Annotated in this window: 17 protein-coding genes; 10 read left to right on the top strand and 7 right to left on the bottom strand. The window is 69.3% G+C overall.

Annotated elements, in window-relative coordinates; translation table 11 throughout:
* The first annotated feature begins 79 nt into the window (after positions 1-79).
* Positions 80-754 (top strand): HEAT repeat domain-containing protein, encoded by a 675-nt coding sequence (locus tag O1W71_RS09370; protein WP_269267603.1) that lies wholly within the window; start codon positions 80-82, stop codon positions 752-754.
* Positions 755-782: 28 nt separating this feature from the next.
* Here the strand turns inward: O1W71_RS09370 and O1W71_RS09365 are convergent, their stop codons facing one another.
* On the bottom strand, positions 783-1601 hold the full coding sequence (locus O1W71_RS09365; RefSeq protein WP_269267602.1) for a class I SAM-dependent methyltransferase: 819 nt from the start codon (positions 1599-1601) through the stop codon (positions 783-785).
* Positions 1602-1641: 40 nt separating this feature from the next.
* Here O1W71_RS09365 and O1W71_RS09360 point away from each other — a divergent pair, with 40 nt between their 5' ends.
* Positions 1642-2391 (top strand): phosphoglyceromutase, encoded by a 750-nt coding sequence (locus tag O1W71_RS09360; protein WP_269267601.1) that lies wholly within the window; start codon positions 1642-1644, stop codon positions 2389-2391.
* A 67-nt stretch (positions 2392-2458) separates the two neighbouring features.
* On the opposite strand, the gene phoU is transcribed toward O1W71_RS09360, so the two are convergent.
* Entirely contained in the window at positions 2459-3145 is a 687-nt protein-coding gene (gene phoU / locus O1W71_RS09355) for a phosphate signaling complex protein PhoU (protein ID WP_112617127.1), read from the bottom strand.
* Positions 3146-3316: 171 nt separating this feature from the next.
* On the opposite strand from phoU, the gene O1W71_RS09350 reads away from it, so the two are divergent.
* Positions 3317-4525: a sensor histidine kinase gene (locus O1W71_RS09350; protein ID WP_269267599.1), complete on the top strand. Its 1209-nt coding sequence runs from the start codon at positions 3317-3319 to the stop codon at positions 4523-4525.
* Positions 4522-5205 (top strand): response regulator transcription factor, encoded by a 684-nt coding sequence (locus O1W71_RS09345; RefSeq protein ID WP_112617125.1) that lies wholly within the window; start codon positions 4522-4524, stop codon positions 5203-5205. Before O1W71_RS09350 ends, O1W71_RS09345 begins: the two co-directional genes overlap by 4 nt.
* Positions 5206-5282: 77 nt before the next feature.
* Here the strand turns inward: O1W71_RS09345 and O1W71_RS09340 are convergent, their stop codons facing one another.
* The gene (locus O1W71_RS09340) at positions 5283-5798 is read right to left on the bottom strand and encodes a DNA modification methylase (protein WP_269267598.1); all 516 of its coding nucleotides are present in this window, start codon (positions 5796-5798) and stop codon (positions 5283-5285) included.
* 155 nt (positions 5799-5953) lie between these two features.
* Here O1W71_RS09340 and O1W71_RS09335 point away from each other — a divergent pair, with 155 nt between their 5' ends.
* Positions 5954-6436 carry a CarD family transcriptional regulator gene (locus O1W71_RS09335; RefSeq protein ID WP_023954865.1) on the top strand — a complete coding sequence of 161 codons (483 nt, stop codon included), beginning with the start codon at positions 5954-5956 and terminating at the stop codon, positions 6434-6436.
* Positions 6390-7640 carry a 2-C-methyl-D-erythritol 4-phosphate cytidylyltransferase gene (ispD, locus tag O1W71_RS09330; RefSeq protein WP_442924142.1) on the top strand — a complete coding sequence of 417 codons (1251 nt, stop codon included), beginning with the start codon at positions 6390-6392 and terminating at the stop codon, positions 7638-7640. Before O1W71_RS09335 ends, ispD begins: the two co-directional genes overlap by 47 nt.
* Positions 7641-7747: 107 nt before the next feature.
* Here the strand turns inward: ispD and O1W71_RS09325 are convergent, their stop codons facing one another.
* Positions 7748-8242 carry a GNAT family N-acetyltransferase gene (locus O1W71_RS09325; RefSeq protein ID WP_269267596.1) on the bottom strand — a complete coding sequence of 165 codons (495 nt, stop codon included), beginning with the start codon at positions 8240-8242 and terminating at the stop codon, positions 7748-7750.
* Between the two features lies 1 nt (position 8243).
* The gene (locus O1W71_RS09320) at positions 8244-9173 is read right to left on the bottom strand and encodes a DMT family transporter (RefSeq protein WP_269267595.1); all 930 of its coding nucleotides are present in this window, start codon (positions 9171-9173) and stop codon (positions 8244-8246) included.
* 72 nt (positions 9174-9245) lie between these two features.
* Between O1W71_RS09320 and cysS the strand changes: the two genes are divergently transcribed.
* From cysS to O1W71_RS09300, 4 genes are all read left to right on the top strand, one after another.
* Positions 9246-10649, top strand: a complete 1404-nt coding sequence (gene cysS / locus O1W71_RS09315) for a cysteine--tRNA ligase (RefSeq protein ID WP_269267594.1) — start codon at positions 9246-9248, stop codon at positions 10647-10649.
* Positions 10642-11631 (top strand): 23S rRNA (guanosine(2251)-2'-O)-methyltransferase RlmB, encoded by a 990-nt coding sequence (gene rlmB, locus O1W71_RS09310; protein WP_269267593.1) that lies wholly within the window; start codon positions 10642-10644, stop codon positions 11629-11631. Before cysS ends, rlmB begins: the two co-directional genes overlap by 8 nt.
* A gap of 141 nt (positions 11632-11772) precedes the next feature.
* A complete protein-coding gene (locus tag O1W71_RS09305) occupies positions 11773-14241 on the top strand; it encodes a glycogen/starch/alpha-glucan phosphorylase (RefSeq protein WP_442924318.1) in 2469 nt (822 codons plus the stop codon).
* A 55-nt stretch (positions 14242-14296) separates the two neighbouring features.
* Entirely contained in the window at positions 14297-14935 is a 639-nt protein-coding gene (locus O1W71_RS09300) for an NAD(P)-dependent oxidoreductase (protein ID WP_269267592.1), read from the top strand.
* A gap of 37 nt (positions 14936-14972) precedes the next feature.
* Here O1W71_RS09300 and O1W71_RS09295 read toward each other — a convergent pair whose 3' ends face one another.
* Positions 14973-16277, bottom strand: a complete 1305-nt coding sequence (locus O1W71_RS09295) for a DUF4032 domain-containing protein (RefSeq protein WP_112617117.1) — start codon at positions 16275-16277, stop codon at positions 14973-14975.
* Between the two features lie 85 nt (positions 16278-16362).
* Positions 16363-17466 (bottom strand): ABC transporter ATP-binding protein, encoded by a 1104-nt coding sequence (locus O1W71_RS09290; protein WP_112617116.1) that lies wholly within the window; start codon positions 17464-17466, stop codon positions 16363-16365.
* Positions 17467-17534: the final 68 nt, after the last annotated feature.

Genomic DNA, 17534 nt, shown 5'->3' with positions numbered 1-17534 from the left:
CGGGCCTGCCGGCACGCTCAGCCTGTCGACGGAACAAGCGAGCCGGCGCGCGTGTTCGATGGAGGGGGAGGGAGGCCACATGACCAGCGAGAACGCCCCCACGGCCGCGGATCTGCTGCGCCGCGCACTGGACTCACCCGACGGGTCGGAGCGGGTCCGCAGCGCGATGGCAGCCGGAACCTACCCGCGTCCCGAGTACGTAGCGGTTCTCGTCGAGCAGTGCGCGCACGAGCCCGACCTCACCGTTCGCGAGACCCTGACCTGGGCCCTCACCCGGCAGGACCGCGACACGACTCTCGATCGGGTGCTTCCCGAGCTCGGATCGCCGTTCCCGAGAGCACGGGCTCAGGCGCTCCACACGCTCTCGAAGATCCGCGACCCCCGGGCCTGGCCGGCGATCACATCGGAGCTCCTGCACGACGAGGACGCCGACGTCGCGCGGACCGCGTGGCGTACGGCAGCCGGACTCGCGCCCGAGGCCGAGCGCGCCGCGCTCGCATCGGAACTGGCGGCGCACTTCGGCCTCGGGCCGGACGATCTGCAGCAGAGTCTGAGCCGGGCGTTCGTGATGCTCGGCGAATCGGGCCGCGACGCCATCGACCGTGCTGCGGCAGCGGGGGAGTGGAACGTCCGCATGCATGCGCTCGCGACGGAGCACCTCGTCTCGTACCCCGAGGAGGGCTACGAGGCCGCCGTCGCCATCGCTCGCCGTGCTGCCGCGCGACGGGACGCCGCTGACTGGAACGAGGGCTGACCTCTCGCGATGACGGACGCGGCGGGCGTCAGCGCGGCGCGACTGCGCTCCAGGGAACGGTGAACTCGCCCAGGCGCCACCGGGAACGGTCGCCGAGATCGATTCCGCGGTCAGCCATCGCCCCCAGGGCCGTGCGCCACCGTTGCACGGGGCCGAAAGCGGATGCCGGCGCGGCCCGCCGCCACTCGTCGTCGAGCGACGACAGCAGCTCGTGCACCCGCTCACCGGCGACGTTGCGGTGGATGAGGGCCTTCGGCAGCCGCTCGGCCGCGATCGCGGGGGAGTCGAGCCCCGCGAGACGGAGCGAGACCGTGAGGCTACGGGGTACGGCATCCGGGCCCACCTCGATCCAGGTGCTCACCCGGCCGATCTCGTCGCACGTGCCCTCGACGAGCATCCCGTCGGGCGCGAGGCGCGACGTCATCCGAGACCACGCGTCGGCGACATCCGCCTCGTCGTATTGGCGCAACACGTTGAACGCGCGGATGATCGCCGGGCGACGGCCACCCGGCACGGGCACCTCGAACCCGCCTCGCGCGAATCCGACGCGGGCGTCCGGGGCGAAGGGCGTGCGTCCGGCCTGCGCCTCCTCGAGCTGCGAGCGCGCGCGAGCGACGCGCTCGGGATCGATCTCGAGCCCGAGCACCTCGACGTCGGCTCGCGCGGGGCGCAGACGTGCCTCCAGCTCGAACGCCGTCACGCCGCTCGCGCCGTAGCCGAGGTCGATCACCAGGGGGTCGGCGCACCGGCGCAGCACGGGATGCCGCGCGATCCAGCGATCGACGCGACGCAGGCGGTTCGTGTTCGTGGTTCCACGGGTGGCCTGCCCGATATGTCCCGGGGCCATGACCCCATGATCGCAGGCCCCGGCTCGATAGACTCGGAGCATGAGTGCGCCCTACACGCTGATCCTCCTCCGCCACGGGCAGAGCGAGTGGAACAAGTCCAACCAGTTCACCGGCTGGGTCGACGTCCGACTCACCGACCAGGGCAAGGCCGAGGCCCAGCGCGGCGGTGAGCTGCTCGCCGAGGCGGGCCTGCTTCCCGACGTCCTGTACACATCGGTCCTCAGCCGCGCCATCCAGACCGCTCAGATCGCGCTCGATGCGGCCGACCGCCTCTGGATCCCGGTGAAGCGTTCGTGGCGTCTGAACGAGCGCCACTACGGCGCCCTGCAGGGCAAGGACAAGGCGCAGACCCTCGCGGAGTTCGGCAACGAGCAGTTCATGCTGTGGCGTCGTTCGTTCGACGTGCCGCCGCCGCCCCTCGCCGACGACGACCAGTACAGCCAGGTGAACGACCCGCGCTATGCGGACATCGACGGCGAGGTGCCCCGCACCGAGTCGCTGAAGCTCGTCATCGACCGTCTGCTGCCCTACTGGGAGTCCGACATCGCCACCGACCTGCGTGCCGGCAAGACCGTGCTCGTCACCGCTCACGGCAACTCGCTCCGCGCGCTCGTCAAGCAGCTCGAGGGCATCAGCGACGACGACATCGCCGAGCTGAACATCCCCACCGGCATCCCGCTCGTCTACAAGCTCGACGAGAACCTGCAGCCGCTCGGTCCGGGCGAGTACCTCGACCCCGAGGCGGCCGCAGCGGGAGCTGCTGCCGTGGCCAACCAGGGCAAGGCCTAAGTACGACACGCACGAAGGGGCGGTGCCGATCGGCACCGCCCCTTCGTGCGTCGAGATCGGATGTCGGTCAGAGACCGCTCTCGTTCACGATGACGTTGATCGTCTCGGTGTCGGGGCGCCATTCACCTGTCGCGAGGTAGGCCACGCGCTTGCCGACCGTGACCGCGTGATCGGCGAAGCGCTCGTGGTACCGGCTGGCGAGGGTCGCGTCGACCGTGGCCGCGGCCTCGCCCTGCCAGTTCTCGCTGAGCACCTTCTCGAAGACGCTGAGGTGGAGGTCGTCGAGCCGGTCGTCGAGAGCACGTAGCGTCTCGACGAGCGCGAGGTCTTCCGAGCGCAGCAGTTCGGTCAGCGTGCGCGCCACCTCGACGTCGATCTCGCCCATCTTGGTGAAGGTGCCCTTCAGGCCCTTCGGGATGGCGCGCTCGGGGAAGCGCATGCGGGTGAGCTGCGCGATGTGCTCGGCGATGTCGCCCATGCGCTCGAGCGACGCGCTCGTACGCAGCGCCGAGACGACGATGCGGAGGTCACGGGCGACCGGCTGCTGGCGGGCGAGGATCTCGATCGCCAGCTCGTCGATCGCGATGGCCTTCTCGTCGATCACGGCATCCGCGTCGATGACCTCTTCGGCGAGGGTGATGTCGCTCGTGCCGAATGCACGCGTGGCCTTCTCGATCGCGACGGTCACCAGCTCGGAGATCTCGACCAGGCGGGTCTGGACGTCCTCGAGGGACTGGTGGAAGACTTCGCGCATCGGAGCACCTTTCCTTCTTGCGGAGACAGCACGACGCCGTACTCACGGCGACGCGATTGTCGCTCGACAAGGTTAACGAACGGTGCCGAGCCGATGAACATCCGCGCGAGTCGGGGGAGGAACGGCCGAGACGCGATGGGCGGACCCTGCGCCGCGTTCTAATCTGGAGGAATGAATCCGACGCAGCTCGCGCTGCTCGCCCTTCTCGCGGGCGTGTTCGTCGGCCTTCTCATCAGCGCCGTGGCCTTCCTCGCCTGGCGTGCTCGCGCTCAGGCGCAGGAACAGGCCGACGGTGAACTGCCTGCGGGCGCGCGTGACGTTCTGGGCGCCCTCGACGAGGCTGCGCTCATCGTCGACGCGTCGTTCACGATCGTCGCGACGTCGCCCTCCGCCGAGCTGTTCGGTCTCTTTGAGGGCGAGTCGATCCCCGGCGACGAGCTGCGCGAGCTGCTGCGGTCTTCCCGCGGCGTGCCGCACTCCGAGACGGGAACGCTGAAGCTCCGACGCGGCGTCGCGCCGGCGGAACCACGCCTCATCGTCGCGCGCGCCAGCAGCATCACGCCGCGTTTCACGCTCGTGCTGGTCCGCGACATCACCGAGCGCGAGCGCCTCGCCGAGATGCGACGCGACTTCGTGGCCAACACGAGCCACGAGCTGAAAACACCGGTCGGAGCCGTCACTCTGCTCGCCGAGGCGATCGAGTCCGCTGCCGACGACCCGGAACAGGTGCGCTCGTTCGCCAGCAGGCTGAGCGCCGAGGCGATGCGGCTCGGCAACCTGACCTCGCGCATCATGAGCCTGTCTCGCCTGCAATCCTCCGACGAGCTGACCGAGCTGCGCGACGTCGCGATCGACGAGGTCGTCACGTCGGCGATCGAGACGCACGCGATCGCTGCCGAGTCGGCGGGCGTCGCCCTCGTGCGCGGTGGCGACCGCGGGCTCTACGTCCGCGGGGACGTGCAGGTGCTGAGCGAGGCGGTGGGCAATCTCATCGCCAACGCCATCGTCTATTCGCCGCCGGCGAGCCAAGTGGGCGTGGGCATCCGTGGCAACGGCGACACGGTGGAGATCGCCGTCACCGACCGGGGCATCGGGATCCCCGAGAGCGAGCAGCAGCGCGTCTTCGAGCGCTTCTACCGGGCCGACTACGCCCGTTCCCGACGCACCGGGGGCACCGGGCTCGGGCTGTCGATCGTCAAGCACGCCGTGCAACGCCACGGGGGCGAGGTCCAGCTGTGGTCGCGGCCGGGCCGCGGCTCCACGTTCACCATCCGCCTTCCCGCGATCGCCGCGCCCGACGGCGCGGCGCCGACGCCCCGGAAGACCAGAAAGAAGATCGCCCGGGCCCTTCCCGCCCGGACGAAGGGAGACCCATCATGACCCGTGTCCTGCTCGTGGAGGATGAGCCCGACCTCGCCGACCCGCTGGCCTACCTGCTGCGACGGGAGGGCTTCGAGGTCGAGATCGCCGAGGACGGACCCGCTGCGCTCGAGGCTTTCGAGTCGCGTGGTGCCGACATCGTGCTACTCGACCTCATGCTGCCCGGGATGCCGGGAACCGAGGTGTGCCGCATCATCCGGACGACGTCGAAGATCCCGATCATCATGCTCACGGCCAAGGACTCCGAGGTCGACATCGTCGTCGGGCTGGAATTGGGCGCCGACGATTACGTGACGAAGCCGTACTCGTCGCGCGAGCTGCTGGCGCGGATGCGGGCTGTGCTGCGCCGTGCGGCGACCGCAGAGGTCGATGTCGACGAACGCGTGCTCGTCGGCGGTCGGGTGACGATCGACCTCGACCGTCACACGGTCGCCGTGGACGGCAGCGTGATCAACATGCCGCTCAAGGAGTTCGAGCTGCTCGAAGTGCTCATGCGCAACGCCGGACGCGTGATGACCCGCGGGCAGCTGATCGACCGCGTGTGGGGCAGCGACTACTTCGGTGACACGAAGACCTTGGACGTGCACATCAAGCGCATCCGCTCGCGTATCGAGAGCGACCCGGGGCAGCCGTCGATGCTGCTCACCGTTCGGGGCCTCGGCTATCGATTCGAAGGCTGACGCTCGCGAGCGCGATGAAAAGAGAGGGCCCGGCGATGAACGCGGGGCCCTCTCTTCGCGTCAGATGCGCCGAGTCGTCACGGGGTGGGCGTCGCCGTCGGTGTGGGGGTCGCCGACGGGGTCGGCGTCTCGAGCGGGACGTACTCGGTGTAGTAGGGAAGCTTGCCGTCGAGGACGGGCACGTCGATGCGTACGCCCTCGGCGTCGCCCGACTGGAACGACATCGGAAGGGTCGCGCCGGGCTTGGTGTCGATGCCGTCGAGCAGGATCGGCTCGTTGCCGTCGACGCCCAGGCTGATGCTGTCGCGGGCCGGAACCTCGATCTCGGTGGTGACGCCGTCGAACCCGAAGATGAGCGTGTGGTCCTCGTCGGTGGGGTTGACGATGGCGGCGAGGAAGTTGCCGGCCGTGCCGGACTCGTCGGCGATGACCATCGCGTTGCGGACGTCGAGCGGGCCGGACGGCGGGATGTTCACGCCGTCCGAAGCGGAGAAGTCGATCGTGGTCGCCTGCGGCGCGATCATGCTGCAGCCGGCGGCTCCCAGGGTCAGGGCGGCGCCCACGGCAATCGAAGCGACGATTCGCAGTTTCACGGATCCTCCAGGCAGGCAGACGGCGTCATCAGCAGTCTAGAGGGTGACGAGGCTGGTCCGCCGACACTGGCTGGACGCTGCGGGGCATAAGCGGCGGCAAACCTTACTGTATGCCCCCTGTGTTATCCTGGATGTTGCCGAAGGGATATAACTCCATGCTTTTTGAGGTTGGCGAAACCGTCGTCTACCCCCACCACGGGGCAGCCACGATCATCGAGGTCAAGGACCGGATCATCAAGGGCGAGACGAAGAAATACCTGAAGCTCAACGTCACCCAGGGAGACCTCATCATCGAGGTCCCGGCTGACAACGTCGACCTGGTCGGCGTTCGCGACGTCATCGGCAAGGACGGTCTCGAGCGCGTGTTCGACGTCCTGCGCGCGCCCTTCACCGAAGAGCCGACCAACTGGTCGCGTCGGTACAAGGCCAACCTCGAGAAGCTCGCCTCGGGCGATGTCATCAAGGTGAGCGAAGTCGTTCGCGACCTGTGGCGTCGCGATCAGGACCGTGGCCTGTCCGCGGGTGAGAAGCGCATGCTCGCCAAGGCGCGTCAGATCCTCGTCTCCGAGATCGCGCTCGCGCTGAAGGCAGATGAGGACCACGCTTCGGGCGTCCTCGACGAGGTCCTCGCCTCCTGAGGCCGATCCGGCATCCGCTGCCGTGGGCATCATCCCCGTTCCGCGCGTCGCTATCGTCGTCGTCGCGGCCGGTTCCGGAACACGCTTGTCGGCCGGGGCGCCGAAGGCTTTCGTCGGCATCGACGAGCATTCGATCCTGAGGCACGCGCTCGACGGCATTTCCGCTGCGCCGGCGGCGCAGGTCGTGATCGTCGTTCCGCGCGGGCGTGAAGGCGACGCGCTGACCGAGGCCGAAGCGGCGTTCGGCGGGCGTTCCGATCTCGTCTCGGTCGTCGTCGGTGGCCAGACGCGGCAGCAGTCGGTCGCCGCGGGGCTCGCAGCGCTGTGGGCCGACGTCGAGACCGTCCTCGTCCATGACGCCGCTCGCGCCCTCACCCCGCCGGATGTCTTCGAACGGGTGATCGCCGAGGTCGAACGCACCGGCGCCGGGGTCATCCCCGCCCGACCGGTCGTCGATACGCTCAAACGCGTGACCGGCGCCGTGGTCGATGAAGCCGTCGATCGCACTCCGCTCGTAGCGGCGCAGACCCCCCAGGGTTTCCCCCGCGCTCTCCTCGAGGCGGCGTACGCCGCGGCGGCCGAGGAGTACACCGACGACGCCGCCCTGTTCGCGGCCGTCGGTCACCCCGTCCACACGGTGATGGGCGACGACCTGTCGTTCAAGATCACCACGCCCGCCGACCTCGATCGAGCGTGTCACCTGTTGCGGCCGGCGACTGCTGCGGCATCCGTGATCCCGCTCGTCGGTATCGGTACGGACGTCCACGCGTTCGGGGGAGACGGGGCATTGCGGCTGGCTGGGCTCGATTGGCCCGATGAGGCCGGACTGCGCGGTCACTCCGACGGTGACGCCGTCGCCCACGCGATCGTCGACGCGGTGCTCGCGGCCGCGGGCCTCGGCGATATCGGCACCCACTTCGGCGTCGACCGCCCTGAGTATGCGGGCGCCTCGGGCGTCGTCTTCCTGCGGCGGGTGCGCGAGCTCGTGTCTGAGGCCGGGTTCGCGATCGGCAACGTCTCGGTTCAGGTGCAGGCCAACCGCCCGCGATTCGCGCCGCGCCGGGCCGAGGCCGAGGCGGTCTTGACAGATGCCCTCGGGGCGCCGGTTTCCGTCGCCGCGACGACGACCGACGGGCTCGGGTTCACCGGCGCCGGCGAAGGCGTCTCAGCGACCGCCGTCGCCCTCGTTCACCGCATCCGCTGAGGGGCCGACCGGCATCCGCCGCGGCTCGGGCGCAGTTGCGTGGATGAAGCGCGGTTCGAGCTGCGCCTGATGCATCGAAGTGCGCCCGACGTCGACCGCGCTGCGGCTCAGCGAGCAGCGGACTCAGTCGCGGGATCGAGGTCGCGCGTCATGAACACCGACAGCGGATCGGGGGAGTAGTCGCCGAAGGGCGGGCAGTACGAGAACCCGGCGCTCTCGTAGAGTCCGCGTGCCGGGACGAAAGCCGCGCCGGAGCCGGTCTCGAGCCAGAGCGAGCGGATGCCGGCGTCCCGGGCTTCCCGCTCGAGGTGCTGCAGCATCGCGCGCCCGAGCCCGCGCCCGACGAAGGCCTCCGAGACGCGCATGGATTTGATCTCCGCGCGGTCGCTGCCGAAGACCTTGAACGCTCCGACGGCGGCGATCTCGTCGCCCAGCCAAGCCGAGTACACCCGCACGGAGGGATGCTGCAGCGCCGTCAGGTCGAGTGCGTGCACGCTCTCGACGGGCGTGTTCGCGAGCATGCCGGCCAGATGTGCGGCCAGCAGCCCGCGCGTCGCGAGGCCGGAGAGATCATCTCGGACGATGGTGAGCGATTCCGTCATGTCAGGCCTCCAGGGGTGTCGGGGCGGGGTTGCTACGAGAGCGCGAGGTCGCGGCGAGCAGCACCAGGCCCGCGGCGAGCACCGCCAGCCCAACGAGCGCGAGCGGAGCGAGACGTTCACCGAGCAGGATGACGCCGAGCAGACTTGCCGTCAGCGGTTCGGCGAGGGTGAGAGTCGCCGCGGTCGCGTCGCTCAGACCGCCGAGCCCCCAGGTGAACAGGGCGTAGGCGAGCGCGACGGTCGCGAGCCCGAGCCAGAGAGCCATCGTCCAGCCGCGGGGGTCGGTAAGCCAGCCCATGTCGGTGAAGGGGAGCATCGCGACGCCGCACGCCGCAGCTCCGGCTCCCATCGCGCCCGAGACGGTGAAGGCGTCCCAGCCGCCGGAGATCAGCCGCCGCTGCGCGTTGGCGATCACCGCGAACGAGGCGCCCGCCCCGAGTGACCCCAGCACGCCGAGACCGTCCGCCCCCGCCGAGCCGCCTCCCGCGACGGCGAGCAGGGCGACTCCGGCCGTGGCCAGGGCGGTCGCGGTCATCCACGACGTCGTCGGCCGCCGCCGCGTGAGGGCCCACTCGAGCAGTCCCGCCAGCACCGGCGCGGATCCGAGTGCGATGACCGTCCCTACGGCGACACCGTTGCGCGCCGTGCCGAGGAAGAACAACGGCTGGTAGAGGGCGAGGCAGAGCCCGGTCAGTGCCATGAGGGCGACGGCGCGCGAACTCGTGACCGGGCGGATGCCGTCGCGAGCGAAGCGTGCGCGCTGTCTTCGGGCCCCGACCGAAAGGCCGACGGCAGCGAGCGCCGTGCCGCCGACGATGAGCCGGGCGGCGCCGACCCCCAGTGGTGTGGTGCTCTCGGGGCCGAGGGCCTGTGCGGTGCCGGTCGTGCCGAACAGCACTGCCGCGGCGAGGACGGCGATCACGGGCAGCACCCTCCAGTTCTACCGCGTCTCAGAGCGCGCTCATGCCACGGCGGCGCGGCAGCCCGCCGGTAGGCTGGTGCAGTGACCGTTCGCCTCTACGACACCCGCGCGCAGGCGCTGCGCGATTTCGCGCCGCGCGACCCGTCGAACGTCACGGTCTACGTCTGCGGTCCGACGGTCCAGTCGGGGCCCCACATCGGCCATGTCCGGGCCGCTGTCGGGTTCGACATCCTGCGTCGCTGGCTCGAGTACCGTCACGGGCGGGTGACTTTCGTCCGCAACGTCACCGACATCGACGACAAGATCCTCGCCAATGCGACGGATGCCGAGCCCTGGTGGGCGCTCGCCTACCGGATCGAGCTCGAGTTCACTCGAGCTTATGCGGCGGTCGGCGTGCTCGCGCCGACGTACGAGCCGCGCGCCACGGCATCCGTTCCGCAGATGATCGGGCTCATCGAGACCCTCATCGAGCGCGGCCACGCCTATGCGGCGCCGGACGGATCGGGAGACGTGTACTTCGATGTGCGGTCGTGGCCCGATTACGGCTCGTTGACGCGCCAGTCGCTCGACGCGATGGAGGCCGCGGCGGACGCCGACCCCCGAGGCAAGCGCGATCCGCGCGACTTCGCCCTGTGGAAGGGCGCCAAGCCCGAAGAGCCGTCGGACGCCGCCTGGAGCTCCCCCTGGGGACTCGGCCGTCCCGGCTGGCACATCGAGTGCTCGGCGATGAGCCGGCGCTACCTCGGCGGCGAGTTCGACATCCACGGCGGCGGGCTCGACCTGCGCTTCCCGCACCACGAGAACGAGCTCGCGCAGTCCACCGCCGCGGGTGACGCCTTCGCGCGCTACTGGGTTCACAACGGCCTCGTCACGGTCGGCGATCAGAAGATGTCGAAGTCGCTCGGCAACTTCCTGCTCGCCGACGATGTGCTGCGTGAGCGCGACCCCCGCGTCGTGCGATACGCGCTCGGAGCCGCCCACTACCGATCGAGCCTCGACCTGACCTCACAGAGTTTCGATGAGGCGGAGGCGGCGCTCGCCCGCATCCAGGCGTTCCTGCAGCGCGCCGCGCGCGTGCTTCCCGACGCATCAGCGCCTCGCGACGTCGAACTTCCCGCCGCCTTCGCCTCGGCGATGGACGACGATCTCGCCGTCCCGCAGGCGCTCGCCGTGCTGCATGAGACGGTTCGGGCGGGCAACACCGCTCTCGACGTCGGCGATCGAGACGCAGTGGCGCATGCCGTCGCAGCCGTCTCGGGAATGCTCGCTGTGCTCGGACTCGACCCCGCCGGCGAGGCGCGCGGCGACGACGCCGAGACCATCGCTCTCGATGCGCTCGTGCGCACCATGATCGACCAGCGCGCCGAGGCGCGCGCCACCAAGGACTGGGCGACGGCCGACCGCATCCGCGACGCGATCGCGGCGGCCGGCATCGTCCTCGAAGACGGTCCCGAGGGGACCCATTGGAGTGTGAACCGTGGCTAAGCCAGGAAACCCGTCCGCCGGACGCGGCAAGAAGAAGGGCCCCACCAAGGGCACCGGCGGCAAGAACCGTCGCTCGCTCGAGGGGCGCGGCCCGACCCCGAAGGCCGAAGACCGCGCCTGGCACCCCGCCGGTAAGCGCAAGGCCGCCCAGGAGCGCTACATCGCTGCCGGCGGCAAGCCGCAGCAGCGCCAGGGCAGCTCGAACCGCGCGCCCAAGTCGAAGTCGGGTGACGACACCGAGACGGTCACCGGCCGCAACAGCGTCCTCGAGGCGCTGCGCGCCAAGATCCCCGCCACCGCCTTCTACATCGCGCAGCGCGTCGAGATGGACGACCGCGTCAAGGAGATGCTGTCGATCGCCACGAACCGCGGCATCCCCGTGCTCGAGGTCACGCGGCAGGAACTCGACCGCATGGCCGGGTTCGACGGCGTGCACCAGGGCGTCGCGATCAAGGTGCCCCCGTACGAGTACGGCCACCCGCAGGATCTTCTCGAGAAGGTCATCGACTCGGGCGAGACACCGCTGCTCGTCGCGCTCGACGGCGTCACCGACCCCCGCAACCTCGGGGCGATCATGCGCTCGGCGGCCGCCTTCGGCAGCCAGGGCGTCATCGTGCCGCAGCGCCGCTCAGCGGGCGTCAACTCGGCCGCCTGGAAGACCAGCGCCGGCGCGGCCGCGCGCATCCCGGTCGTGATCGCACCGAACCTGACGACCACGCTGAAGGAGTTCAAGAAGCAGGGCGTCTTCGTACTCGGTCTCGATGGCGGGGGAGACGTCGCGCTGCCGGCGCTGCAGCTGGCCGACCGCCCGGTCGTCATCGTCGTGGGCTCGGAGGGCAAGGGGCTCTCGCGTCTGGTGACGGAGACGTGCGACCAGGTCGTCTCGATCCCCATCTCGTCGGCGACCGAGTCGCTGAACGCCGGCATCGCGGCGTCCGTCGCGCTCTACCAGGTCGCCACGATCCGCGCCGCCCAGGAGTGATCGCGGTGACGCCGGCTGTGACCGAGCGATGACCTTCCTGTAAATTCCGGGCGGTCCATCAGAGACGACCCCGTGGGATGACGATCCAGCGGGTAGTTTCGAACCGTGAGCGAGAACGACAACACCTCCGGCTCCCGCACGATCGTCGCGACCCACCCGCTGGCGCTCGCGCCGGTGAGCTCGCCTCCGGCCACGGTCGACGGTTTCGTGCGTGAGTTTCTGCTGAACCTCAACATGGAGCGCGGCGTCGCGCTGTCGGCGGCCACCGAGACCGACAAGTACATGGCGCTCGCGGCGACCGTCCGCGATTACCTCGTCGCGCGGTGGCTCGAAGATCAGCGACGTCAGCGCGAGGACCAGCGGAAGGCCGTCTGCTACCTGTCGGCGGAGTATCTGCTCGGGCGCCAGCTCGACAACAACCTGCTCGCGTCGGGGCTCACCGACATCGCCACCGAAGCACTGGCCGCGTGCGGCATCGACATCGACACGATGCGTGCCCACGAGGTCGAGCCGGGCCTCGGCAACGGCGGTCTCGGGCGACTGGCCGCGTGCTTCGTCGATTCGCTGGCCACCCTCAGCGTGCCAAGTATCGGCTACGGCATCCGCTACGAATACGGCATCTTCCGGCAGGTGTTCCGGGGCGGCGAGCAGATCGAGAAGCCGGATGCCTGGCTCGCACTCGGCTCGCCGTGGGAGTTCCGTCACCCCGAAGCGGCGCAGATCGTGTCGTTCGCGGGTCACACCGAGACCTACGACGATGACGGCGTCATCCGCAGCCGGTGGGTGCCGGCCTGGAGCGTCCGTGCCGTGCCCTACAACTACATGGTCCCCGGCTACCAGAACGGTCGGGTGAACACCCTTCGCCTCTGGAGCGCCGAGGCGACGAAGGCCTTCGACCTGCGCACCTTCAACAGCGGCGACTACGTCGAGGCGGTGCGCGCGCAGACCTTCGCCGAGAACATCTCGAAGGTCCTCTACCCCGAGGACTCCACTCCGCAGGGCAAAGAGCTGCGCCTGCAGCAGCAGTACTTCTTCGTCGCGGCATCCATCGCCGACTACATGACGAAGGTGCTGCCGGAGGACTTCGATCTCGAGGATCTGCCCGACCGCGTCATCTTCCAGCTCAACGACACCCACCCCGTCATCGCCGTCCCCGAGATGATGCGCGTGCTGGTCGACGAGCGGAAGCTCGACTGGGATGCCGCGTGGGCGATCACCCAGAAGTGCTTCGCCTACACCTGCCACACCCTGCTGCCCGAGGCGCTCGAGGTCTGGTCGGTCGATCTGCTCGGTCGCCTGCTGCCGCGGCATCTCGAGATCATCTACCGCATCAACGACGAGTTCCTGCTGCGCGTGCGCGAGCGGTTCGGCGACGACGAGCAGCGTCTGCGCGACATGTCGATCGTCTCCGAGCACCGGGCCGTGCGCATGGCCTACCTCGCGACGGTCGCCGGGGCGAAGGTGAACGGTGTCGCCGAGCTGCACTCGCAGCTGCTGCGCGAGAAGGTGCTGCATCAGTTCGACGAGATGATGCCCGAGAAGTTCACGAACGTCACGAACGGCGTCACGCCGCGCCGGTTCATGCGGCTGGCGAACCCGAAGCTCTCCGAGCTCATCACGGCCGCGCTCGGCACGGGCTGGCTCACCGACCTCGAGCGGTTGCGTGAACTCGAATCGTACGCGGAGGATCCGGACTTCCGCGCTGCCTTCGCCGACGTGAAGGCCGCGAACAAGCGGCGCCTCAACGACGTTCTGATGAAGCGCGACGGCTTCGAGATCGCCGACGACCATCTGCTGGACGTCATGGTCAAGCGGCTGCACGAGTACAAGCGTCAGACGCTGAAGCTGCTGCACATCGTCACCCTCTACGAGCGTGTCGTGTCGGGCCGAGTGGCGGTATCCGACCTGCAGCCGCGCACCTTCATCTTCGGCGCGAAGGCGGCTCCCGGCTACGCGATGGCCAAGCGGGTGATCCATCTCATCAACGCGGTCGGCGCCGTCGTCAACAACGACCCGCGCCTCGAGGGGCGCCTCAAGGTCGTCTTCCCGCCGAACTACAACGTCACCCTGGCCGAGCGGGTCATCCCCGCCGCCGACCTGTCGGAGCAGATCTCGCTGGCCGGCAAGGAGGCTTCGGGCACGGGCAACATGAAGTTCGCCCTGAACGGCGCGCTCACCATCGGCACCGATGACGGCGCGAACGTGGAGATCCGTGAGCTCGTCGGCGACGACAACTTCTTCCTGTTCGGCATGAGCGAGCCCGAGGTCGAGGAACTCTGGGCCGCCGGCTACCGGCCGGGAGAGTTCGCCCAGGCTGACGACGAGCTGCGCCGTGCCCTGGACCTGATCGGGTCGGGCGCGTTCTCGGAGGGCGACCGCTCGACCTTCGAGCCCGTCGTGTCGAACCTGCTCTACGACGACCGGTTCATGGTGCTGGCCGACTACACGTCGTACATCGCGGCGCAGGAGCGGGTGGATGCCGCCTACGCCGACCGCGATGCCTGGACCCGTTCGGCCATCCTGAACGTCGCCCGCACGGGTTTCTTCTCGTCGGACCGCTCCATCCGCGATTACATCGACCGTATCTGGCACACCCAGCCCGCTCGCTGACTCGCCACACGCGCGGACCGCGGTCTGCGCTCGACATCCAACGGAGGTAACAGTCATGGCACGCATCGCTGTCATCGGAGGCACCGGCTACGCCGGCAGCCACATCGTCGAGGAAGCCGTGTCGCGCGGCCACACCGTGGTCTCGGTCGCCCGCAAGGTTCCCGCTGAGCGCGTCGAGGGTGCGACCTACCTCGAAGGCACCCTGCTCGACGTGCCCGCGCTCGTCGGTCAGCTCGAGGGCGTCGATGTCGTGGTCTCGGCCGTCGCACCGCGCGGCGACATGCAGGGCCAGGTGCGCCCGAACACGGCGCTGCTGGTCGAGAGTCTTCCCGAGAACGTGCGCGTCGGCGTGGTCGGCGGCGCGGGTGGCAGCCTCGTCGCGCCGGGCGGTCCGCGCCTGATCGACAGCGGCTTCCCCGAGGAGTTCAAGGACGAGGCGCTCGAGGCGATCGGCATCCTCGAAGATCTGCAGGCCGACGAGAGCGGTCGTGACTGGTTCTTCATCCACCCCGCCGGCGGCTTCGGCTCATTCAACCCGGGCGAGCGCACCGGACACTATCGCGACGGTGGAGACGTGCTCGTGACGGACGAGAACGGCGACTCGTTCATTTCGGGCGCCGACTTCGCCATCGCGGTCGTCGACGAGATCGAGAACTCGAAGCACGTCCGCGAGCGCTTCACCGTCGGCTACTGACCGGCGGCACGCCCTCGGAGCGCCGGCGACCGGGCGCTCAGACCAGGTCGCGCCAGTCGACCTCCGCCTCGTCGTCGTCGACCGGGACGGAGTCGGTGACGATCGGCACCGACATCGTCTCGGTCGGCGGCCCCATGACGGTCGCCTCGTCGCGCCGGTGACGGAGCACGTTCTCGACGTACGACGACAGCACCTCTGCGAGGGGAACGGACCGCCCCTCGGTCTGCGAGAGGTACCAGCGGTGCTCGAGCACCTGATGGAAGAGCTCCGCCGGTTCGAGCTTGGCGCGCAGGTCCCACGGCACCGAGAGGACGACGGGCTCGAACACGCGGGTCAGCCACTCGTGCGCGACCATCTCCTCGTTCGACCCGAGGCGTGACACACGCGCGCTGAACTCGTCGAGGTCGTTGAGCAGACGGCGGGCCTGATTCTCCTCGACATCCAGTCCCGTCAGGCGGAGCAGGCGACGCTGGTGGTGGCCGGCGTCGACGACCTTCGGTTGGATCGATACGCGCGTGCCGTCGGCGGCCGCGTCGATCGACATCTCGCCGATGTCGAACCCGAGCGAGTTGAGCTTCTGGACGCGCTCGGTGATGCGCCACGACTCGTTCGCCGAGAACGTCTCCTGGTCGGTGAGGGCCGCCCACAGGGAGTGGTACGACGACATGATGCCGTCGGCGATCGCGATGGCGTCCACACCGCCCTCGAGGCGGCCACCGGCTTCGAGGTCCATGATCTCGCCGGCGATGTTCGTGCGTGCGATGTCGAGGTCGTGCATCCGCTGACCGCGCGTGAGGCCCCGCTCGTGCAGCTCGCCGGTCTCGGCGTCGACCAGGTACGCGGCGAACGCGCCGGCGTCGCGGCGGAAGAGCGTGTTCGACAGCGAGACGTCGCCCCAGAAGAAGCCGACGTTGTGCAGGCGCACGAGGAGCACGGCGAGGGCGTCGACGAGGCGCGTCGCCGTGTCGGGACGCAGCACCTGGGTGAAAAGGGCGCGGTAGGGGAGGGAGAACTTCAGGTGAGCCGTGACGAGGGCAGCCGGCAGTTCCTCGCCGTTCTCGTCGCGACGTCCGTCGATGACTGCGACGCGCTCGACGCAGGGCACGTCGAGGCGCTGCAGCGAGCCGAGCATCTCGTACTCGCGCCGAGCCATCGTCGCCGTCGTCTCCTTGATCGCGACGACGCGTCCGGACAGGTTCGCGAAGCGCACGAGGTGACGCGAGATGCCCTTGGGAAGGTAGACGATGTCGGGCGTCGACCAGTCGGCGAGGGTCGTCGACCAGGGTAGGGCGAGCAGACCCGGGTCGACGCTGCTGGCGGTGATCGAGAGCGAGGCGGTCACGGATTCTCCGATCGGATGTGAGGCGCAAAGACTGCGGCGCGGGCGACCAGAGGCCACCCGCGCCGCAGCGTACGAAGATACCGGATCAGGCCGAAGCGATGGCCTTGTCGGTGAGGCGCTCGCCGGTCTCGCCGTCGAACACGTGAACGTGTCCGGTGACGGGAGCCAGGACGACCTTGTCGCCCGCGTTCGGGTGACGGCGGCCGTCGACGCGCGCGACGATGTCGGTGCGCTTGCCGTTGATGTCGGTGTGGCCGTAGAGGTAGCCGTCAGCACCGAGCTCCTCGACCAGGTCGACGTCGACGGTCAGGCCCTGGCCGTCCTCGGGGTTGACGATGATGTCCTCGGGGCGGATGCCGATCGTGACCGTCGAACCGTGTGCCTTGCCGAGCGTGTCGGCCTCGACCGCGGCGACCTTGGTGCCGAACTGCACACCGCCCTCGGCGAGCGACGCCGTGAACAGGTTCATGGCAGGCGAGCCGATGAAGCCGGCGACGAAGACGTTGTTCGGCTTCTCGTACAGGTCGCGCGGGGTGCCGACCTGCTGCAGGATGCCGTCCTTGAGGACCGCGATGCGGTCACCCATGGTGAGGGCCTCGGTCTGGTCATGCGTGACGTAGACCGTGGTGACCCCGAGGCTGCGCTGCAGCGAAGCGATCTGGGTGCGCGTCTGGACGCGGAGCTTGGCGTCGAGGTTCGACAGCGGCTCGTCCATGAGGAACACCTGGGGCTTGCGGACGATGGCGCGGCCCATCGCGACACGCTGACGCTGACCACCCGAGAGGGCCTTCGGCTTGCGGGTCAGGTACTCCTCGAGGTCGAGGAGCTTGGCGGCCTCGAGCACGCGCTGCGCGCGCTCTTCCTTGCCGACACCGGCAATCTTGAGCGCAAAGCCCATGTTCTCGGCGACCGTCATGTGCGGGTAGAGCGCGTAGTTCTGGAAGACCATCGCGATGTCGCGGTCCTTCGGGGGAACGTCGGTGACGTCGCGCTCACCGATGCGGATGCTGCCCGAGTTGACCTCTTCGAGGCCGGCGAGCATGCGCAGCGAGGTGGACTTTCCGCAACCGGAGGGGCCGACCAGGACGAGGAACTCGCCGTCGCCCACTTCGAGGTTGAGCTTGTCGACCGCGGGGCGCGTGCCACCGGGGTACAGACGGGTTGCGTTGTCGAAAGTGACAGTCGCCATCGTTTCTTCTCCTTCACCGGCAGGTACGTGCCGGACGATCCGTTGTGAATGGAACGGGGTCGCCCCCG

It is taken from the genome of Microbacterium sp. H37-C3, assembly GCF_027157935.1.
GTDB classification, from domain to species: domain Bacteria; phylum Actinomycetota; class Actinomycetes; order Actinomycetales; family Microbacteriaceae; genus Microbacterium; species Microbacterium plantarum.
This window is presented reverse-complemented; position numbering and strand designations above follow the sequence as displayed.